Raw genomic sequence first — 19725 nt, forward strand, 5'->3', positions numbered from 1 at the left:
AAAGTGAGCCGTGGCGCTAGGCCAACACAGGCTTACTCAGCGAGATCCTGCTCCTCGATAGTGAAGGTGTGGTTGGTGAACACGCAGATGTCGCCAGCGATGCCCAGGGCGGTTTCGACGATTTCCCGGGCCGACAAATCGGTTTTCTTCAGCAGGGCACTTGCGGCAGCCTGGGCGTAGCCGCCGCCGGAACCCAAGGCGATCAGGCCTTCTTCGGGCTCAACCACGTCACCGTTGCCGGTGATGATCAGGGAGGCATCTTTGTTGGCGACCGCGAGCATGGCTTCGAGGCGGCTCAGGGAGCGGTCGGTGCGCCATTCTTTGGCGAGTTCGACGGCGGCGCGAACCAGGTGACCTTGATGTTTCTCGAGCTGGCCTTCGAAACGCTCGAAGAGGGTGAAGGCGTCAGCGGTGGCCCCGGCAAAACCGGCGATAACCTGGCCGTGGTAGAGGCGGCGAACTTTCTTCGCGTTGCCTTTCATCACGGTATTGCCGAGCGAAACCTGGCCGTCGCCGCCCATGACGACTTTGCCGTGGCGGCGAACTGAAACGATGGTGGTCAAGGGAGAGTCTCCACGCAGCGGGGCGAAAATGCCTTCTGCCAACTCATATGGGGGTGGTAGAGCGTTTTTCAACTGTAGGACGGGGCGGGGGACGAGCGGTGTGGGGCAGGGATGGGGTGTGTTGTCTGTTCGGACGCCTTCGCGGGCAAGCCTCGCTCCTACAGAGATTTAGGTGATCCTGTAGGAGCGAGGCTTGCCCGCGAAGAACGATGACGCGGTGTCTCTGACGAAATCAGCGGCTCTGGCGCTGTTGTAACAACAGGTTGCTGAAGCCGCTGCCGGCCAGTTGTTTCTGGGCGGTGGTCAGTTGTTCGCGGTTGCTGAACGGGCCGACCAGAACCCGATACCAGGTCTCGTCCTTCACGGTACCGGATTCAACCGACACGGCCTGCCCCAGCAAAATGATCTGCGCACGAACCTTGTCGGCATCGGCCTCCTTGCGGAACGAACCGGCCTGCAGGAAGAACTTGGTCACCGGTGCAGCTTTTGCCACCGGTGGCGCTGGCGGCGGGGTGATGCCGGCCAATGCCGCTTGAGCCCGGGCGGTGTCGATTTTCGCCGCTTCCGCAGGTGTTACCGGCGTGGTCGGAATGGCCGGCACTTGTGGCGTCGGCAGGGTTTTCTCCGGCACCGCGTCCGGCGGCACGATGACTTCCGATTCCGGCAGCAACGTGTAGAAGTCGTACTTCGGCTTCACCGGCTGCGTCGGGCTCGGCGGGGTCTTGTTGGCCTCGGCGATCTTGGTGGCTTTCTGCTGCTCGATTTTTTCGCGCTTGACGGTATCGCTGCCCTTGCCCGGCTCCAGCTTCATCAGGAACACAATGAACGCGCCGACCGTCAGGCCGATGGCCATCCACAACCAGCCCGGGATCGGTTGCTTTGCAGGAGCTTGGTAACGGCTGGCGCCACGCTTGGGTGCAGGTTTTTTCTTGGCAGCCAACTTACATACGCTCCAGAGTTTCCAGACCCAAGAGTTCCAGGCCTTGCTTGAGAGTGCGGCCGGTCAGCGCGGCGAGGCGCAAACGACTCTGCATTTGCGCCGGGGTGTCGGCACCGAGAATCGGGCAGTTCTCGTAGAAGCTGGAGAACAGGCCGGCAACATCGTACAGGTAGGTGCAGAGGATGTGCGGCGTGCCTTTGTCGGACACGTTGTTCAGGATCTCGCCGAACTGCGCCAGTTTCGCCGCCAGCTCATGTTCGTGCGCCGCTTCGAGGACGATCTGCCCTTCGACTTCGCTGAAATCCTTGCCGAGTTTGCGGAACACGCCGGCCACCCGGGTGTAGGCGTACAGCAGGTATGGCGCGGTGTTGCCTTCGAAGTTCAGCATCAGGTCGAAGTTGAAGCTGTAGTCGCTGGTGCGGTGCTTGGACAGGTCGGCGTACTTCACGGCGCCAATACCCACGACCTTGGCGATTTTGCGCAATTCGTCTTCGGCCAGCGTCGGGTTCTTCTCCTTCACCAGCGTATAGGCGCGTTCCTGGGCTTCGGTCAGCAGGTCGATCAGCTTCACGGTGCCGCCGTCACGGGTCTTGAACGGACGGCCATCGGCGCCGTTCATGGTGCCGAAGCCCATGTGTTCCATTTCCATCGGGTGCGTCACGAAGCCGGCCAGGCGCGCGACCTGGAACACTTGCTGGAAGTGCAGGGCCTGGCGCTGGTCGACGAAATACAGCGCGCGATCGGCCTTCAGCACGCCGCTGCGGTAGCGCACGGCTGCGAGGTCGGTGGTGGCGTAGAGGTAGCCACCGTCAGCCTTGACGATGATTACCGGCAGCGGGTCGCCATCGGCGTTCTTGAACTCGTCGAGGAACACGCATTGAGCACCGTTGCTCTCGACCAGCAGGCCAGCGGCCTTGAGGTCGTTGACCACGTTGATCAGGTCGTCGTTATAGGCGCTCTCGCCCATCACGTCGGCCATGGTCAGTTTGACGTTCAGCAGCTCGTAGATTTTCTGGCAGTGGGACAGGGAGATGTCCTTGAACTTCGTCCACAGCGCCAGGCAGTCCGGGTCGCCGGCTTGCAGCTTGACCACCAGACCACGGGCACGATCAGCGAACTCTTCGGATTCGTCGAAACGCTGCTTGGCGGCGCGGTAGAAGTTTTCCAGGTCCGACAGTTCATCGCGGGTGTCTGGGTTTTCCTGCAGATAAGCCATCAGCATGCCGAACTGGGTGCCCCAGTCGCCGACGTGGTTCTGACGGATCACGGTGTCGCCGAGGAACTCCAGAACCCGGGCCACGCCGTCGCCGATGATGGTCGAGCGCAAATGGCCAACGTGCATTTCCTTGGCCAGGTTCGGCGCCGACAGGTCAACCACGGTGCGCTGCACCGGGTCGGCCTTGCGCACGCCAATGTGGTCGTCGGCCAGCGCCGCGTCCAGGCGGGTCGCCAGGGCTTGAGTGTTCTGGAAGAAATTCAGGAAGCCAGGGCCGGCGATTTCGGCTTTGGAGACGTTCTCGTCAGCCGGCAGCGCGGCGATGATTTTTTCGGCCAGATCACGCGGCTTCATGCCGGCCGGTTTGGCCAGCATCATCGCGATGTTGCTGGCGAAGTCGCCGTGAGTCTTGTCACGGGAGTTTTCCACCTGGATCACCGGCGACAAGCCTTCAGGCAACACACCTTCGTTGACGAGTTGGGTGATGGCTTGTTGGATCAGCTGGCGAATGGTGTCTTTCATGGTCTTCTCTTTCGACCGCAAGCGCGGCGGCGCTTCGATGCGCTGGTGGAAAAACTGGGCATTATCCGTTGCGAAGGCGGGCTTGCCAACTATAGCGGGCAGGTTATGGATATGTGGTGACAAATAGACCGCCTTCGCGGGCAAGCCTCGCTCCTACGGATTTACGTCGTTCGCGGATGTTGTGTGCAACCCGGACCTTGTAGGAGCGAGGCTTGCCTGCGAAGGCAATCTTCCAATCAATACAAATCGACCGGATCGACATCCAAAGACCAACGCACCGCCCGCCCACTCGGCATCTGCTCCAAAATCAGCAACCAACTGCTCAACAATCGATGCAACGGCGCCCGGGCCGTGGCCTGCAACAACAACTGTGCGCGGTAGCGTCCGGCCCGGCGTTCCATCGGCGCAGGCACTGGCCCCAATAATTCGATACCGCTCAGATTCTGTTCGGCCAGCAAACGCTCGGCCTCGCTGCACGCCTCATCGAGGAAGCCTTCGGCCTGCCCCGGTTTATGCGCTTCGGCCCGCAGCAGCGCGAGATGCGCAAACGGCGGAAGCCCTGCGGAGCGGCGTTCGCTCAACGCCTGTTCGGCAAAGGCGAAATAGCCCTGTTCGGTCAGTTGCACCAGCAGCGGATGGTCCGCCAGGTGCGTCTGGATGATCACTTTGCCCGGCTCTTCGGCCCGCCCCGCGCGCCCGGCGACCTGGACGATCAGCTGTGCCATGCGCTCGCTGGCGCGGAAGTCACCGGAGAACAGTCCGCCATCGGCATCGAGAATCGACACCAGGGTCACCCGTGGAAAGTGGTGCCCTTTGGCAAGCATCTGCGTGCCGACCAGAATGCACGGCTGGCCCTTCTGGATGGTGGCGAACAGCTGATTCATCGCATCTTTGCGCGAGGTGCTGTCGCGGTCGACCCGCAGCACCGGGACGTCTGGGAACAGAATCCCCAGGCGTTCCTCGGCGCGCTCGGTACCGGCGCCCACGGGCCGCAGATCGACCTTGCCGCACTTCGGGCAATGCCGGGGCACTCGTTCGACGTAGCCACAATGGTGGCAACGCAGTTCGCCTGAGCGCTGGTGCACGGTCATTCGCGCGTCGCAGCGCTGGCATTCAGACATCCAGCCGCAATCGTGGCAGAGCAGTGTCGGGGCGAATCCTCGGCGGTTGAGGAACACCAGCACCTGCTGGCCGGCGGCCAAGGTCTGACCGATGGCTTGCTGCATCGGCCCGGAAATGCCGCTGTCCAGCGGACGACTTTTCACGTCCAGGCGCAGGAAACGCGGTTGCTTGGCGCCTCCGGCCCGCTCATTCAGGCGTAAGAGGCCGTAACGACCGGTGTAGGCGTTTTGCAGACTTTCCAGCGAAGGTGTGGCGGAGCCGAGAACAATCGGGATGTTTTCCTGCCGGGCGCGAACCAGTGCCAAATCGCGGGCGTGGTAGCGCAGGCCTTCCTGCTGTTTATAGGACCCGTCGTGCTCTTCATCGATGATGATCAGGCCGGGGTTCTTCATCGGCGTGAACAGTGCCGAGCGGGTGCCAATAATAATGTCGGCCTCACCATCCCGTGCTGCCAACCAGGCCTCCAGGCGCTCGCGGTCGTTGACGGCGGAGTGGATCAGCGCGATGCGTGCATTGAAACGCTGCTCGAAGCGCGCCAGGGTTTGTGGGCCGAGGTTGATCTCCGGGATCAGCACCAGGGCTTGCTTGCCGGCCTCGAGGGTTTCGCGGATCAGCTGCAAATAGACTTCGGTCTTGCCACTGCCGGTGACGCCGGCCAGCAGAAACGCGTGATAACTGTCGAATCCGGCGCGAATCGCTTCATAAGCCGCGCGCTGCTCCGGGTTGAGCGGTAATTCCGGTTGCGCCAGCCAGTGTTCGTGGCGAGCGCCGGGTGCGTGCTTGCGGATGTCTACCTGCACCAGATCCTTGGCCAGCAACAAGTCGAGGCTGTCCTTGCTCAGCATCAGTTTGCTCAGCAACTGATGGGCGACGCCGTGGGGATGCTGGGCCAGGGTTGCCAGGGCTTCACGTTGCCGTGGGGCGCGGGCAATGCGCGGATCATCAAGGCTGGCGCCCGGCGCGGCAGACCAGAAGCGTTCCTGGCGCGCTTCGGCGAGTTCGCCCTGACGCAGCAACACCGGGAGCGCCCAGCTCAACGTGTCGCCAAGGCTGTGCTGGTAATACTGGGAAGTCCACAGGCACAGCTTGAACAGCGCAGGCGGCAGCGGTGGTACGGCATCGAGCAGCGCCAGGGCCGGTTTGAGCTTTTCCGTCGGGACTTCGCTATGGTCGGTGATTTCCACCAGAATCCCGATCATCTCCCGCCGACCGAACGGCACCCGCAAGCGCATGCCCGGGTGTAGCTGGGTGCGCAAGACTCCGGCCGGGGCACGATAATCGAACAGGCGGCGCAGGGGCGAAGGCAGGGCGAGGCGCAGAATGGCGTCGGGCACGCGGGGGGATCTCTTTGGGCGGGCAATAAATGAAAGGCTGGCGCATAACCTGTGAGACGGCGCCTTGGGTCGGGAGCCTAGCAGACGGTCGGTCTCAGCGACAGCTTGCGTGATCGGCATTGTCTGGTAGAATCCGCGGCCTAATTACGTGCGGTATTCAACAATAGTGTTGGGTGGCGGCACGCTAGCCCGAGGAAGACACCATGAAAGCTGATATCCATCCAGATTATCCAGTCATTGCTGTTACTTGCAGCTGTGGCAACAAGTTCGAAACCCGTTCGACCTTCGGCAAAGCTCTGCCGATCGACGTTTGCAACGAGTGCCACCCGTTCTACACCGGTAAGCAGAAGACTCTGGACACTGGCGGCCGCGTTCAGCGCTTCGCAGACCGTTTCGGTGCTTTCGGCAAGAAAGCTCCGGCTGCTGCAGAGTAAGGCAGAAAAGCCCGATGGGCTTTTACTTGCTGATAAAAAAGGCGTCCCTCGCGGGCGCCTTTTTTGTGTCCGCGATTTGGCTCTCTGGCGCGCAGGCCTTCTGCCCGGCGCCAAGCGGGCTGACGCCAGTCGCGGTGCAGCGGGTGGTGGATGGCGACACCTTGCGTCTGAGCGATGGCCGCAGCGTACGCATGATCGGTTTGAACACGCCGGAGCTGGGCAAGCAGGGCCGTTCTGACGAGCCGTTCGCCGTGGCCGCGCGCAAACGCCTGGAAGCGCTGGTGGCCGCCAGCGACGGGCAGGTCCGTTTGCTGCCGGGTAAAGAAAGCAAGGACCATTACGGCCGCACCCTCGCCCATGTCTACGGCGTCGATGGTGCCAACTTCGAAGCGCAGATGCTCGCCGAGGGCCTCGGTTTTCAGGTGGCGGTGGCACCGAATGTCGCTTTGGTCGGCTGCCAGCAAGTGGCGGAACGCAGTGCCCGTCAGGCCGGCCTCGGGTTGTGGCGGCAATCTCCTGTACTGAAAGCGGAGCAGATCAGTGTTTCCGGTTTCGCTGTACTCAGTGGTCGTGTGAGCAAGGTTCAGCGCAATCGCGGCGGGATTTGGATCGAGTTGCAGGATTCGGTTGTATTGCGGGTTGCACCCAATGTGCTGGGGCAATTCGATGTTGCGTCGCTTGAAAAGCTCAAAGGCAAGAAAATCGAGGCTCGTGGCTGGGTGGTGGATCGTTCGCGCCGTGGCGGGCTGAAACCGGGGCAGGCGCGCTGGCTTCTGCCGCTGACCGATCCGGCGATGTTGCAGACAACGCCGTAAGAAAAAAATTGTAGACATTTTTTATATCGATTGTGAACAGTATATCCCTTGTGTTCCGTGGCTCTTGGCCCTAAGTCGTAGGGCTGGGCGCTTGACAGGGGTGACTGGTCAGTCTTGTGGGGACTTTGCGACACGCGTATCCTCGGCGGTCCGTCTGTCCAACAGTAAAAAGCGGAATGCCCACATGTCTGATCTGAAAACTGCCGCTCTCGAATATCACGCCCATCCTCGTCCAGGGAAGCTGAGTGTCGAGCTCACCAAGGCCACCGCTACCGCTCGCGATCTGTCGCTGGCCTACAGCCCCGGCGTAGCCGAACCAGTACGCGAAATCGCCCGCGATCCTGAACTGGCCTACAAATACACCGGCAAAGGCAACCTGGTTGCAGTTATTTCCGATGGCACCGCGATTCTGGGCCTGGGTAACCTCGGTCCATTGGCTTCCAAGCCGGTAATGGAAGGTAAAGGTGTGCTGTTCAAGCGCTTCGCCGGCATCGACGTATTCGACATCGAAGTCGACTCCGAAAGCCCGCAAGCCTTCATCGACACCGTTAAACGTATCTCCATCACCTTCGGTGGCATCAACCTGGAAGACATCAAGGCACCTGAGTGCTTTGAGATCGAACGCGCTCTGATCGAGCAGTGCGACATTCCGGTATTCCACGATGACCAGCACGGTACTGCGATCGTGACCGCCGCCGGTATGATCAACGCCCTGGAAATCGCCGGTAAAACCCTGCCGGATGCCAAGATCGTCTGCCTGGGCGCCGGTGCGGCCGCCATCTCCTGCATGAAATTGCTGGTGAGCATGGGCGCCAACATCGAAAACATCTACATGGTTGACCGTACCGGCGTGATCCACTCCGGCCGTGACGACCTGAACCAGTACAAGGCTGTCTTCGCTCACGCGACCGACAAGCGCACCTTGGCTGACGCTCTGAAAGGTGCTGATGTGTTCGTTGGCCTGTCCGGCCCGAACCTGCTGAGCGCTGAAGGCCTGAAATCCATGGCGGCCAACCCGATCGTGTTCGCGTGCTCCAACCCTGATCCGGAAATCGCCCCGGAGCTGGCTCACGCCACCCGTGACGACGTGATCATGGCCACCGGCCGTTCGGACTACCCGAACCAGGTCAACAACGTACTGGGCTTCCCGTTCATCTTCCGTGGTGCCCTGGACGTTCGCGCCAAGCGCATCAACGAAGAAATGAAAGTGGCTGCCGCCAACGCCCTGCGTGAACTGGCCAAGCTGCCAGTACCTCAGGAAGTGTGCGACGCCTACGGCGGCATCAAACTGGAATTCGGCCGTGAGTACATCATTCCGAAACCAATGGATGCCCGTCTGATCACCCTGATCTCCGATGCCGTAGCCAAAGCTGCGATCGAGACTGGTGTGGCGACCCTGCCGTATCCGAAGAACTACCCGCTGAAAAGCGTGGATGACGTGTTCAACGGCTAAGCCGTTGTAGCGCTTCAACCAAAAGCCCCGGCTCTCGCGAGTCGGGGCTTTTTATTGCCTGCGGTTTTTGCACACCCTGTAGGAGCGAGGCTTGCCCGCGAAGGCTGCCTGATAGGAAACCCAGCTACTAAAAAGCCCCGCCTTCCAGAGAAGAGCGGGGCTTTTAGGTGTTGCAGCGCGATCAGAACAAATCGATCGGCGCCGCCTCGTCCGCCGGCAGCGGGCTGCCCGGCACATTGCCGTTACCCAGCTCGTTCACCGACGGTGGCGTGTCTTCGGCCTTGAACAGTTCGAAGTAGGCTCCAGGCGTGCTTGGGGTGGCTGCACGACCGCTGACCGGGTCGACCCGCAGGCTGAGAATGCCTTCAGGTTCTGACTGGGTATGAGGTGGCTTGTCTTTGAGGGCGGCGCCCATGTAGTTCATCCAGATCGGCAGGGCAACGGTGCCGCCGAACTCGCGTTTGCCCAGGCTTTCCGGTTGGTCGAAGCCGGTCCAGACGGTGGTCACGTAATCGGCGTTGTAGCCGGAGAACCAGGCATCCTTGGATTCGTTGGTGGTACCAGTCTTGCCCGCGATGTCGCTACGGCCCAGTGCCAGGGCGCGGCGGCCGGTGCCGAGTTTGATCACGTCCTCGAGCATGCTGTTGAGGATGTAAGTGGTACGGCCATCGATGATGCGCTCGGCCACGGCTGACGTTTGTGGTGCTGGCTGAACGCTCGGTGCTTCGCCTGGAGTGGCGTTGACCGTGAAGGTGTTGGAGGCCGGCACGGCGATGCCATCGCTGGCTACGTCGCCTTTCGGAACGCTCGGTGGGTTGGCGACGAACAGGGTGTCGCCATTCCGGCTTTCGATCTTGTCGATGATGTACGGGGTGATCTTGTAACCGCCGTTGGCGAAGGTGGCCCAGCCGGTGGCGATTTCCATGGGCGTTAGGGTTGCCGTGCCCAGTGCCAGGGACAGGTTGCGCGGCAGGTCCTGCTTGTTGAAGCCGAACTTGCTGATGTAATCGATGGTGCGGTCGACACCCAGCGCTTGCAGCAGGCGGATCGATACCAGGTTGCGCGATTTGTAGAGTGCTTCACGCATGCGGATCGGGCCGAGGAATGTGTTGGTGTCGTTCTTCGGGCGCCAGACTTTGTCCAGGTATTCGTCGACAAACACGATCGGTGCGTCGTTCACCAGGCTGGCGGCGGTGTAGCCGTTGTCCAGGGCGGCGCTGTAGACGAACGGCTTGAAGCTCGAACCCGGCTGACGCTTGGCCTGCATGGCGCGGTTGTAGTTGCTCTGCTCGAAGGCGAAACCGCCGACCAGCGAACGAATGGCGCCGTTCTGCGGATCGAGGGAAACCAGCGCGCCCTGGGCCTGCGGAATCTGGGTGAATTTGAGCGAATTGTCCGGCTGACGCTGCACGCGGATCAAATCACCGACTTGCGCGACATCCGACGGCTGCTTCGGATTGGCGCCCATGCTGTTGGTGTTCAGGAATGGGCGAGCCCACTTCATGGTATCCCAGGCGACGTGTTCTTCACCGGTGCGGGTCAGTACCTGCACGCCGTTCTTGTCGACCTGGGTCACGATCGCCGGTTCCAGGCCGCTGATGATCCGCTGCTTGGTCAGCTCCAGGGTCCAGGCTTCTCGGGTTTTACCTGGCAGGCGTGATTCGGGGCCCCGATAGCCGTGCCGTTGATCGTAGGTCATCAAGCCTTCGTGAACCGCGGTGTTGGCCATCTCCTGCAGACCACTTGGCACCGTGGTGGTGACGCGGAAACCTTCGGTATATGCATCGCTGCCATAGCGGCCGACCATTTCGGCACGGGCCATTTCAGCGACGTACGGTGCGTTCACTTCCGGGGTCGGCACGTGGTAGCTGGCGTTCAGCGGCTCATTGATTGCAGCGGTGTAGTCGGCTTCGGTGATCTTGCCGAGCTTGTACATGCGCCCCAGGATCCAGTCGCGCCGTTCCTTGCTGCGGGCCGGGTTGGCCAGCGGGTTGAAACGTGACGGGGCTTTTGGCAGGCCGGCGATCATCGCCATCTGCGCCAGGCTGACGTCACGAATCGACTTGCCGTAATAGACCTGCGCCGCCGCCTCGATGCCGTAGGCGCGGTTGCCCAGATAGATCTTGTTGACGTACAGCTCGAGAATCTCGTCCTTGGTCAACTGCCGTTCGATTTGCAGGGCCAGGAGAATTTCGGTGGTCTTGCGCGAGAAGCTGCGTTCGCTGGTCAGGAAGAAGTTCTTCGCCACTTGCATGGTGATGGTGCTGCCGCCGGACTGAATGTGTCCGCTCTTTACCAACTGGGTGGCGGCACGCATCAGGCTGCTGGGATCGACGCCATAGTGGTTGGCGAAATTGTCGTCTTCAGCACTTAGTAACGCATTGATGAAATTGGGGGGAATGTCGGCGAAATGGATTGGCGTGCGGCGCATTTCGCCAAATTCTGCGATCAACTTGTTGTCGCTGCTGTACACCCGCAAAGGAATCTGCAACTGAATACTTCTTAGCGCCTCCACGGACGGCAATCCAGGGCTAAGGTAAAGAAAGGCGCCGCTCAGACCCAGGAGCAGTCCGCAGAAAACGGCGACGATGGACCAACCGAAAAATTTCAGCAGACGAATCAAGGCTTTTGGATATCCAGGGCAAAGAATGAATTAGGCATCAGGGTTCAGGCTATACAGAGAATGACCCGCGCTTGCAGTAAAAGCGGAAAAAACGCTCGGCATTATAAGCATTTTTCCGTCGGTAGCGTCATTTGCGCTTCTGTCAAGACGGGGGGTATTGAACGCAATGGATATTACAGAGTCCGTAACTCACGGATAGTCATAGGGAATTGGTAGTGCTAGGACTCTTCAATAAAAAAGCCAATACGCTTCTGGGGATCGACATCAGCTCCACGTCGGTGAAGCTGCTGGAGCTAAGTCGCCAGGGTGACCGCTACCGGGTCGAGGCCTATGCGGTCGAGCCGCTGCCCGCCAGTGCTGTGGTCGAGAAAAATATCGCCGAGCTCGAAGGTGTGGGGCAGGCCCTTGCGCGCGTGCTGTCCAAGGCCAAAACCAGCCTCAGAAACGTGGCCGTGGCCGTGGCCGGTTCGGCGGTCATCACCAAGACCATCGAGATGGACGCCGGTCTTTCCGACGACGAGATGGAAAACCAACTGAAGATCGAGGCCGACCAGTACATCCCTTATCCACTGGATGAAGTGGCGATCGACTTCGAAGTGCAGGGCGTGTCGGCGCGCAACCCCGAGCGGGTCAATGTGCTGCTGGCGGCCTGTCGCAAGGAAAACGTCGAGGTTCGTGAAGCGGCCCTGGCCTTGGCCGGGTTGACCGCACGAGTGGTCGATGTCGAAGCCTATGCCCTGGAGCGATCGTTCGGCCTGCTGGCAACCCAGCTGGCCGCCTCTCAGGAGCGTCTGACCGTAGCGGTGGTCGATATCGGCGCCACCATGACCACCCTGAGCGTGCTGCATAACGGGCGGATCATTTACACCCGCGAACAATTGTTCGGCGGCCGTCAACTGACGGAAGAAATCCAGCGTCGTTATGGCCTGACGGTCGAGCAGGCGAGGCTGGCGAAGAAACAGGGCGGTTTGCCGGACGATTACGTCAGCGAGGTCTTGCAGCCGTTTCGTGATGCATTGGTGCAACAGGTGTCGCGTTCGTTGCAGTTTTTCTTTGCCTCCGGCCAGTACAACTCGGTCGATCACATCCTCCTGGCCGGCGGCACCGCCTCAGTCCCTGGGCTGGACCGGTTGATCGAGCAACGACTGGGTACGCCGACCCAGGTCGCCAATCCATTCTCCGACATGACCTTGAGCAGCAAGGTCAACGCCGGTGCCCTGGCCGGCGATGCCCCGGCACTGATGATCGCCTGCGGGCTGGCCCTCAGGAGTTTCGACTGATGGCGCGAATCAATCTTTTACCCTGGCGCGAAGAGTTGCGCGAAGGGCGCCGCAAACGTTTTTTGCTGGCGCTGGCCGGTGTACTGGTGGGATCAGTGGGGGCGCTGCTGATTGCAGACCAGGTCATTAACGGTGCCGTTAATCGACAAGTCGCCCGTAACGATTACATCGGCAAGCAGATTGCCGTGGTCGACGAGCGGATCAAACAGATCAGCGACCTGAAGGCCCGTCGACAACAATTGGTCGAGCGCATGCGCATCATTCAGGACCTGCAGGGCAACCGACCGATCAGCGGGAGGGTTTTCGACCAATTGGCGCGTACCTTGCCGGATGGGGTTTATTTCACCGAAGTGAAAATGGTCGGCAAGACCTTGTCCATCACCGGCGCTGCGGAGTCCAACAATCGTGTTTCGGATTTGATGCGCAACCTTGATGCATCCGACTGGTTCGATGCGCCCAATCTCACGGAAGTCAAAGCGACCACTGCTGGTCAGTTGGATCAGGCCAATGTTTTTCAGTTGACCGTCCGTCAGACTCAGCCCGCAGTTGTGGGGGACGCTAAATGAGGCCATCCGAATGGTTAGAAGGGTTGCGCCAGATCGACATCAACGATCTTGACACCAACAACATGGGGTCCTGGCCAGCCGCGATCAAGGTTCTGGCAAGTGTCCTGCTTATGGTTCTGGTGCTGGCCCTGGGCTACAGCTTCTTGATCAGCGACCTGCAAAATCACCTCGAACTCAAGCACGAGGAAGAGTCGACGCTCAAGGAGCAGTTCGCGACCAAAGCCCATATGGCGGCTAATCTGGAGCTGTATACCCAGCAGATGAAGGAAATGGAGAGCTCCTTTGGCATGCTGCTGCGGCAATTGCCCAGCGACACTGAAGTCCCCGGCCTGCTGGAGGACATCACCCGCACCGGTCTGGGCAGCGGCCTGGAGTTTGAAGAGATCAAGCTGCTCCCGGAGGTCACCCAACAGTTCTACATCGAACTCCCTATCCAGATCACCGTCACCGGCGCTTATCACGACCTGGCCACTTTCGTCAGCGGCGTGGCCGGGTTGCCGCGGATTGTCACCCTGCATGACTTCGATCTGGCGCCGGCCAATCCAGACGGCGGTCCGAAGTTGCGCATGAGCATCCTTGCCAAAACCTACCGCTACAACGACAAAGGGGGGCAAAAATGAGCCCGAGTCGTTACCTGTCGATGGTTATGTGCCTGGTCGTCCTGGCCGGTTGTGGTGGTGACAATGATTTCAACGATCTGGACGCCTACCTGAACGAAGTGCGTCTGCGTGCACCCGGCAAGATTGAACCAACGCCGACATTCCGGTCTTACCCGACATTCACCTACAACGCTGCCAACCTGCGTAGCCCGTTCTCCCGGCAGGTCAGAGTCGATCTGGCTGGCCAGAAGCATGGCTCACGCAACGTCAAACCCGACCCCAATCGGGTCAAGCAGTACCTCGAAGGTTTCAACATCGAGCAATTTGAAATGGTCGGCACCCTCTCCAATGCAACCGGCTCCTTTGCGCTACTGCGCGGGGCGGGTGGTGTGCATCGGCTGAAAGTCGGCGATTACCTGGGGCGTAACGATGGGCGGATCGTCGCCATCAGCGGTTCGCAAGTCGAAGTGGTCGAAATCGTTCCCGATGGCGAAGGCGCCTGGCTGGAGCGGCCGCGGACCATCCCTTTGAAAGAGCACTCATAGTGGAACTCGAATAATGAACAGGATTTTTTCAACCTTCGGTATTTCGCTATGGATAGCGTTTCTGTCGCCGATGGTACAGGCGGCCAACCTCAAAGCGCTGGATGTCGCCGCGCTGCCCGGTGACCGTGTCGAGTTGAAGTTGTCGTTCGACGGGCCACCGCCGCAGCCCCATGGTTACACGACAGAGCAGCCTGCGCGGATTGCGCTGGATCTGCCGGGGGTCACCAGTCAGCTGACCAACAAAAATCGAGACCTGGGCGGCGGCAATGCCCGCAGCGCCACGGTGGTGGAGGCCAAGGACCGCACACGGCTGATCATCAGCCTGACTCAATTAACCCCGTACAACGCCCGCGTCGAAGGGAACAATCTGTTCGTGGTCGTCGGGCAGGGAGCCGGTAGCAAGGCGCCCAAGCCGATCGCCAGCGCACCGCGCGCAGCCACTGCGATGCCCGCACCCGCTAGAGCCGCTACGCCCGTGGGCAAAGCCATCCGGGGCGTGGATTTCCAGCGCGGGACCCAAGGTGAAGGCAATGTGGTCATCGATCTGTCGGATCCATCCATCGCCCCGGACATCCAGGAGCACGATGGCAAGATCATCGTCGGTTTCACCAAGACTCAACTGCCTGAACGGTTGCGCGTACGCCTCGACGTCAAGGATTTCGCCACCCCGGTACAGTTCGTCAACGCCAGCGCCACAGGCGACCGTGCCATTATCAGCATCGAGCCCAGCGGCGCTTTCGATTATTCGACCTACCAGACCGATAACAAACTGACCGTCAGCATCCGGGCGATGACTGTCGATGACTTGCACAAGCGCAACACCGAGCGCTTTGCCTACAGCGGTGAAAAACTCTCGCTGAATTTTCAGGACATCGACGTGCGCTCGGTGCTGCAACTGATCGCCGATTTCACCAACCTCAATCTGGTGGCAAGCGACACGGTGCAGGGCGGCATCACGTTGCGCCTGCAGAATGTACCGTGGGATCAGGCGCTGGACCTGGTGCTGAAAACCAAAGGTCTGGACAAACGCAAGATCGGTAACGTGCTGCTGGTGGCGCCGGCCGATGAAATCGCCGCCCGGGAGCGCCAGGAACTGGAGTCGCAGAAGCAGATCGCCGAACTGGCGCCCCTGCGTCGCGAGCTGTTGCAGGTCAACTATGCCAAGGCTGCCGATATCGCCAAGTTGTTCCAGTCGGTGACCAGCGCCGAAGCGAAAATCGACGAGCGAGGTTCAATCACTGTCGATGAGCGGACCAACAACATCATTGCCTACCAGACCCAGGATCGCCTCGACGAACTGCGCCGCATCGTTGCGCAGCTGGATATTCCGGTGCGTCAGGTGATGATCGAGGCGCGCATCGTCGAAGCTAGCGTTGATTACGACAAGCAGTTGGGCGTGCGATGGGGTGGAAGCAAGACCGGTGGCAATTGGACGGGGTCGGGCGGCGCTTCCCCCTCCAACCCCATTACAGGGCAAAGCACCAGCCAACCCTTTGTTGATCTGGGCGCTACAAGTGCCACGTCCGGGATCGGCATTTCCTTTATCACTGACAACACGCTGCTGGACCTCGAGTTGAGCGCCATGGAAAAAACCGGCAATGGTGAAATTGTTTCGCAACCCAAGGTGGTCACGGCCGATAAGGAAACCGCAAAGATCCTGAAAGGTACTGAAATTCCGTATCCGGAATCCAGTTCCAGCGGCGCGACGTCGGTGACGTTCAAGCCCGCAGTCCTTTCGCTGGAAGTGACCCCGCAGATCACCCCGGACAATCGAATTATCATGGAGGTCAAGGTCACCAAGGATCAGCCGGACTACGCAAACCTGGTCCTTGGGCAGCCGCCTATCAACAAAAACGAAGTCAACGCCAAGGTCCTGATCAACGACGGCGAGACCATCGTCATTGGTGGGGTTTTCTCAAATACTCAGAGCAAGGTTGTAGATAAGGTGCCATTTCTCGGTGATGTGCCGTATCTTGGCCGCCTTTTCCGGCGTGACGTGGTTTCGGAGAAAAAATCCGAGCTGCTGGTCTTTCTCACTCCGCGTATCATGAACAATCAGGCGATTGCTGTGAGTCATTGATTCTGTGCGAAATTTGATTCTTGTTGGACCGATGGGGGCTGGAAAAAGCACCATCGGCCGGTTGCTGGCCAAAGAGCTGCGCCTGCCGTTCAAAGATTCCGATAAGGAAATTGAATTGCGCACGGGCGCCAATATCCCGTGGATTTTCGATAAAGAAGGCGAACCGGGCTTCCGTGACCGCGAGCAGGCGATGATTGCCGAGCTGTGCGCGTTCGATGGCGTGGTGTTGGCGACCGGTGGCGGAGCGGTAATGCGCGAAGCCAATCGGCGGGCACTGCATGCCGGTGGTCGGGTGGTCTATCTGCATGCGTCTGTCGAGCAGCAGGTCGGCCGAACGGCTCGCGACCGCAATCGGCCACTGTTGCGTACCGCCGACCCGGCCAAGACCCTGCGGGACTTGCTGGCGATCCGTGATCCGCTGTATCGGGAAATCGCCGACCTGGTGGTGGAAACCGATGAGCGGCCGCCGCGGATGGTGGTGCTCGACATTCTCGACCGCTTGCAGCAGCTACCGCCCCGTTAATGCGCGGCGCGAAATGCGCTATCCTCGGCGTCCTGTCGCAGCCGCTCAAGGTTGTGGCGGATGGCTACCGAACGGCGTCACACCAGCAGACGCTGTGGAATTCGTAAACTCAAGGCAGGATGCCTGATTCCATCTTCACTGTGGGGACACATGCAGACACTCAAGGTCGATCTAGGCGAGCGCAGCTACCCGATTCATATTGGCGAAGGTTTGTTGGATCAGCCTGAGCTGCTGGCCCCGCATATCCGCGGGCGGCAGGTGGCGATCATCTCCAACGAGACCGTCGCGCCGCTCTACCTCGAGCGTCTGACCCGCAGCCTCGCACAGTTCTCGGTGATTTCCGTGGTGCTGCCCGACGGTGAAGCCTTCAAGACCTGGGAAACCCTGCAGCTGATTTTCGACGGCCTGCTGACCGCACGGCACGATCGTCGCACCACAGTGATCGCCCTCGGCGGCGGCGTGATCGGTGATATGGCCGGTTTTGCGGCTGCCTGCTACCAGCGGGGCGTCGATTTCATCCAGGTGCCGACCACGTTGCTGTCGCAAGTCGACTCCTCGGTGGGCGGCAAGACCGGGATCAATCACCCGCTGGGCAAGAACATGGTCGGCGCCTTCTATCAGCCCAACGTGGTGCTGATCGATACCGCCACCCTCAACACCTTGCCGGCCCGCGAATTGTCTGCGGGGCTGGCGGAAGTCATCAAATACGGGTTGATCTGCGACGAGCCGTTCCTGACCTGGCTCGAAGAAAACGTCGATCGCCTGCGAGCGCTGGACCAGACGGCCCTGACTTATGCTATCGAGCGTTCCTGCGCGGCCAAGGCTGCGGTGGTCGGTGCCGACGAGAAAGAGACGGGCGTACGTGCCACGTTGAACCTGGGCCACACCTTCGGCCACGCGATCGAAACCCACATGGGCTATGGTGTCTGGCTTCATGGTGAAGCAGTCGCTGCTGGCACCGTAATGGCTCTGGAAATGTCCGCGCGCCTGGGCTGGATCAGCGATCAGGAGCGTGATCGCGGTATTCGCCTGTTCCAGCGTGCCGGTCTGCCGGTCATCCCGCCGCAAGAGATGACCGAAGCCGATTTTCTCGAACACATGGCAATTGACAAGAAAGTGATCGACGGTCGTTTGCGTCTGGTGCTGCTACGCCACATGGGCGAAGCAGTGGTGACCGACGATTATCCGAAAGAGGTTTTACAGGCCACGCTGGGAGCGGATTACCGTGCCCTGGCTCAGCTTAAAGGTTAATAAGATCCCAATGACTAGTTTGCATGCCGACGAGGCTTTCCTCGGCCATTACCAGTTAAGTCATGACCCTTTCGCTCCACGGGTGCCTGGCTTCAAATTCTTCCCGGCCCAGCGCAAACCGGTGCTGGGGCAGCTGCATCATCTGGCCCGCTACAGCCAGTTGCTGCTGGTGGTCACTGGCCCTCAAGGCAGCGGCAAAACCCTGTTGCGTCAGGCATTGGTGGCCAGTACCAACAAACAGTCAGTGCAGAGCGTGGTGGTTTCCGCCCGCGGTGCCAGCGATGCAGCCGGTGTGCTGCGTCAGGTGGCTCAGGCGCTGAGCGTCGAGCAGGCTGAAATCGGCGCGATCCTGGGCCAGGTGGTGCAGCTTGCCCTCACGGGGCAGGAAGTCTATTTGCTGGTGGATGACGCCGAGCAACTTGACGGGTCCGCGCTGGAAGCCTTGCTGGCCCTGGCTGCCGGTGCGCCCGAAGGTCGCCCGCATGTGTTCCTGTTCGGCGAGTCCTCACTGATTGCCCAACTTGAAGCGCTGAGCCTCGAGGAAGAGCGTTTCCACGTCATCGAATTGCAGCCTTACACCGAAGAAGAAACCCGCGAATACCTGGATCAGCGTCTCGAAGGCGCCGGCCGAGGTATCGAACTTTTCACTGCGGATCAGATCTCTGATATTCACGAAAGCTCCGACGGCTGGCCTGGCACCATCAACCAGGTCGCCCGCGATGCAATGATCGAAGCCATGATTGCCAGCCGCTCAGCGGTCAAGCGTCCAAGTATGGGGTTCAACATGCCGAAGAAACACGTATTGGCGATTTCCGCCGTCGTCGTGGTCGCGGTAGCTGCCGCCTGGTTGATGCCGGGTCGCAGCAAAGCACCGACCACCGGCGCGCCTGCCAACGAACAAGGGCAACTGCCGCTCGGTCAGGGCGCGCCACAACCAAACAGCGGTGGTGCTCCCGCCGTGGAGTTCGCCGGTAACTCACAACCGATGCCATTACCGCTGGTCGGTAATTCGCAGCCGGTGATGCGTGGTCCGCTGGCCGAAGCGGCCGGTGGTATTACCGAAGGCGACGATGGGGTGCCGGTCGAAGGTTCCAGCGCCACGCCGCCGACTGTGACCACCGTCGCTCCACCGGCAGGCGTTCCGGCGGGACCTGCGCCAGCACCGACACCGGCTGCCAAGCCGACGCCTGCGCCAACTCAGGTTGCGACCGCCAAGCCAGCCCCTGCGCCTGTTGCCAAACCGGCTCCGGCGCCCGCCAAGCCGGCCACCGCGGTGAAACCTGTCGAGAAGCCAGTCACCGTGGCCAAAGCCGCCGGTGGCAGCTGGTACGCGGGCCAGGCACCGGGTAACTACGTGGTGCAAATCCTCGGCACCAGTTCCGAAGCGACCGCGCAAAGCTTCGTCAAAGAGCAGGGCGGCGAGTTCCGCTACTTCAAGAAAGTGCTCAACGGCAAGCCGCTTTACGTCATCACCTACGGTAGCTTCGCCAACCGCGATGCAGCCGTTACTGCCATCAAGGCCTTGCCAGCGAAGGTTCAGGCTGGTAAACCTTGGCCTCGCACTGTCGCCAGCGTCCAACAGGAACTGGCAACAACTCGCTGAAGATTCGGCGGCCTTACCCAGGCCGCCTCTCCCGGCACCTCAAAATTTCTGCAAGTGCATGCCGTCTCTAGGGTCTGTTGGCGCTTGCTGACGACCGCGTTGCGCGCCAACATGCGCGAAGCTGCGTTGCGGGATTTGCCAAGGGAAGAGCCATTGGCGGCATCCCGCGCCTTGCCTCGCGCACGTTGGCATCACAACGCGGTTCGTCAGCAAGCACCAACAGACCCTGGACCGCGTGCCTTGTGGTGTCTGCGTC

16 protein-coding genes are annotated in these 19725 nt (G+C 60.5%); 11 read left to right on the forward strand and 5 right to left on the reverse strand.

What is annotated here, in order from left to right; translation table 11 throughout:
* Window positions 1-32: 32 nt before the first annotated feature.
* From hslV to ACA044_RS02180, 4 genes are all read right to left on the reverse strand, one after another.
* Window positions 33-563, reverse strand: coding sequence for an ATP-dependent protease subunit HslV (hslV, locus tag ACA044_RS02165; protein ID WP_497444961.1), 531 nt, complete (start codon window positions 561-563; stop codon window positions 33-35).
* A gap of 232 nt (window positions 564-795) precedes the next feature.
* On the reverse strand, window positions 796-1503 hold the full coding sequence (locus tag ACA044_RS02170) for an SPOR domain-containing protein (protein ID WP_497444962.1): 708 nt from the start codon (window positions 1501-1503) through the stop codon (window positions 796-798).
* A 1-nt stretch (window position 1504) separates the two neighbouring features.
* Entirely contained in the window at window positions 1505-3241 is a 1737-nt protein-coding gene (argS, locus tag ACA044_RS02175) for an arginine--tRNA ligase (RefSeq protein WP_497444963.1), read from the reverse strand.
* 236 nt (window positions 3242-3477) lie between these two features.
* Entirely contained in the window at window positions 3478-5697 is a 2220-nt protein-coding gene (locus ACA044_RS02180) for a primosomal protein N' (protein WP_497444964.1), read from the reverse strand.
* 203 nt (window positions 5698-5900) lie between these two features.
* On the opposite strand from ACA044_RS02180, the gene rpmE reads away from it, so the two are divergent.
* The 3 genes from rpmE (at window position 5901) to ACA044_RS02195 (ending at window position 8399) form a co-directional block, all read left to right on the forward strand.
* Complete coding sequence (rpmE, locus tag ACA044_RS02185; RefSeq protein ID WP_077747612.1) at window positions 5901-6131, forward strand: 50S ribosomal protein L31; 231 nt, start codon at window positions 5901-5903, stop codon at window positions 6129-6131.
* Window positions 6132-6145: 14 nt separating this feature from the next.
* Window positions 6146-6946 (forward strand): thermonuclease family protein, encoded by an 801-nt coding sequence (locus ACA044_RS02190; protein ID WP_497444965.1) that lies wholly within the window; start codon window positions 6146-6148, stop codon window positions 6944-6946.
* 184 nt (window positions 6947-7130) lie between these two features.
* Entirely contained in the window at window positions 7131-8399 is a 1269-nt protein-coding gene (locus ACA044_RS02195) for a malic enzyme-like NAD(P)-binding protein (RefSeq protein ID WP_497444966.1), read from the forward strand.
* Window positions 8400-8580: 181 nt separating this feature from the next.
* Here ACA044_RS02195 and ACA044_RS02200 read toward each other — a convergent pair whose 3' ends face one another.
* Window positions 8581-11019, reverse strand: a complete 2439-nt coding sequence (locus ACA044_RS02200; protein WP_497447151.1) for a penicillin-binding protein 1A — start codon at window positions 11017-11019, stop codon at window positions 8581-8583.
* A gap of 218 nt (window positions 11020-11237) precedes the next feature.
* Here ACA044_RS02200 and ACA044_RS02205 point away from each other — a divergent pair, with 218 nt between their 5' ends.
* The 8 genes from ACA044_RS02205 (at window position 11238) to ACA044_RS02240 (ending at window position 19469) form a co-directional block, all read left to right on the forward strand.
* Window positions 11238-12302, forward strand: a complete 1065-nt coding sequence (locus ACA044_RS02205; protein ID WP_497444967.1) for a pilus assembly protein PilM — start codon at window positions 11238-11240, stop codon at window positions 12300-12302.
* Complete coding sequence (locus tag ACA044_RS02210; RefSeq protein ID WP_497444968.1) at window positions 12302-12868, forward strand: PilN domain-containing protein; 567 nt, start codon at window positions 12302-12304, stop codon at window positions 12866-12868. The genes ACA044_RS02205 and ACA044_RS02210 overlap by 1 nt, the downstream gene beginning before the upstream one ends.
* Window positions 12865-13488, forward strand: coding sequence for a type 4a pilus biogenesis protein PilO (pilO, locus tag ACA044_RS02215; protein WP_497444969.1), 624 nt, complete (start codon window positions 12865-12867; stop codon window positions 13486-13488). Before ACA044_RS02210 ends, pilO begins: the two co-directional genes overlap by 4 nt.
* Window positions 13485-14012, forward strand: a complete 528-nt coding sequence (locus tag ACA044_RS02220; protein ID WP_497444970.1) for a pilus assembly protein PilP — start codon at window positions 13485-13487, stop codon at window positions 14010-14012. The genes pilO and ACA044_RS02220 overlap by 4 nt, the downstream gene beginning before the upstream one ends.
* A 13-nt stretch (window positions 14013-14025) precedes the next feature.
* Window positions 14026-16092 carry a type IV pilus secretin PilQ gene (locus ACA044_RS02225; RefSeq protein WP_497444971.1) on the forward strand — a complete coding sequence of 689 codons (2067 nt, stop codon included), beginning with the start codon at window positions 14026-14028 and terminating at the stop codon, window positions 16090-16092.
* Window positions 16093-16096: 4 nt separating this feature from the next.
* Window positions 16097-16615: a shikimate kinase AroK gene (gene aroK, locus ACA044_RS02230; RefSeq protein WP_201121330.1), complete on the forward strand. Its 519-nt coding sequence runs from the start codon at window positions 16097-16099 to the stop codon at window positions 16613-16615.
* Between the two features lie 150 nt (window positions 16616-16765).
* Window positions 16766-17866 (forward strand): 3-dehydroquinate synthase, encoded by a 1101-nt coding sequence (aroB, locus tag ACA044_RS02235; RefSeq protein ID WP_497444972.1) that lies wholly within the window; start codon window positions 16766-16768, stop codon window positions 17864-17866.
* 10 nt (window positions 17867-17876) lie between these two features.
* Window positions 17877-19469, forward strand: a complete 1593-nt coding sequence (locus tag ACA044_RS02240) for an AAA family ATPase (RefSeq protein WP_497444973.1) — start codon at window positions 17877-17879, stop codon at window positions 19467-19469.
* Window positions 19470-19725: the final 256 nt, after the last annotated feature.

The organism is Pseudomonas sp. LBUM1673 (assembly GCF_059695645.1).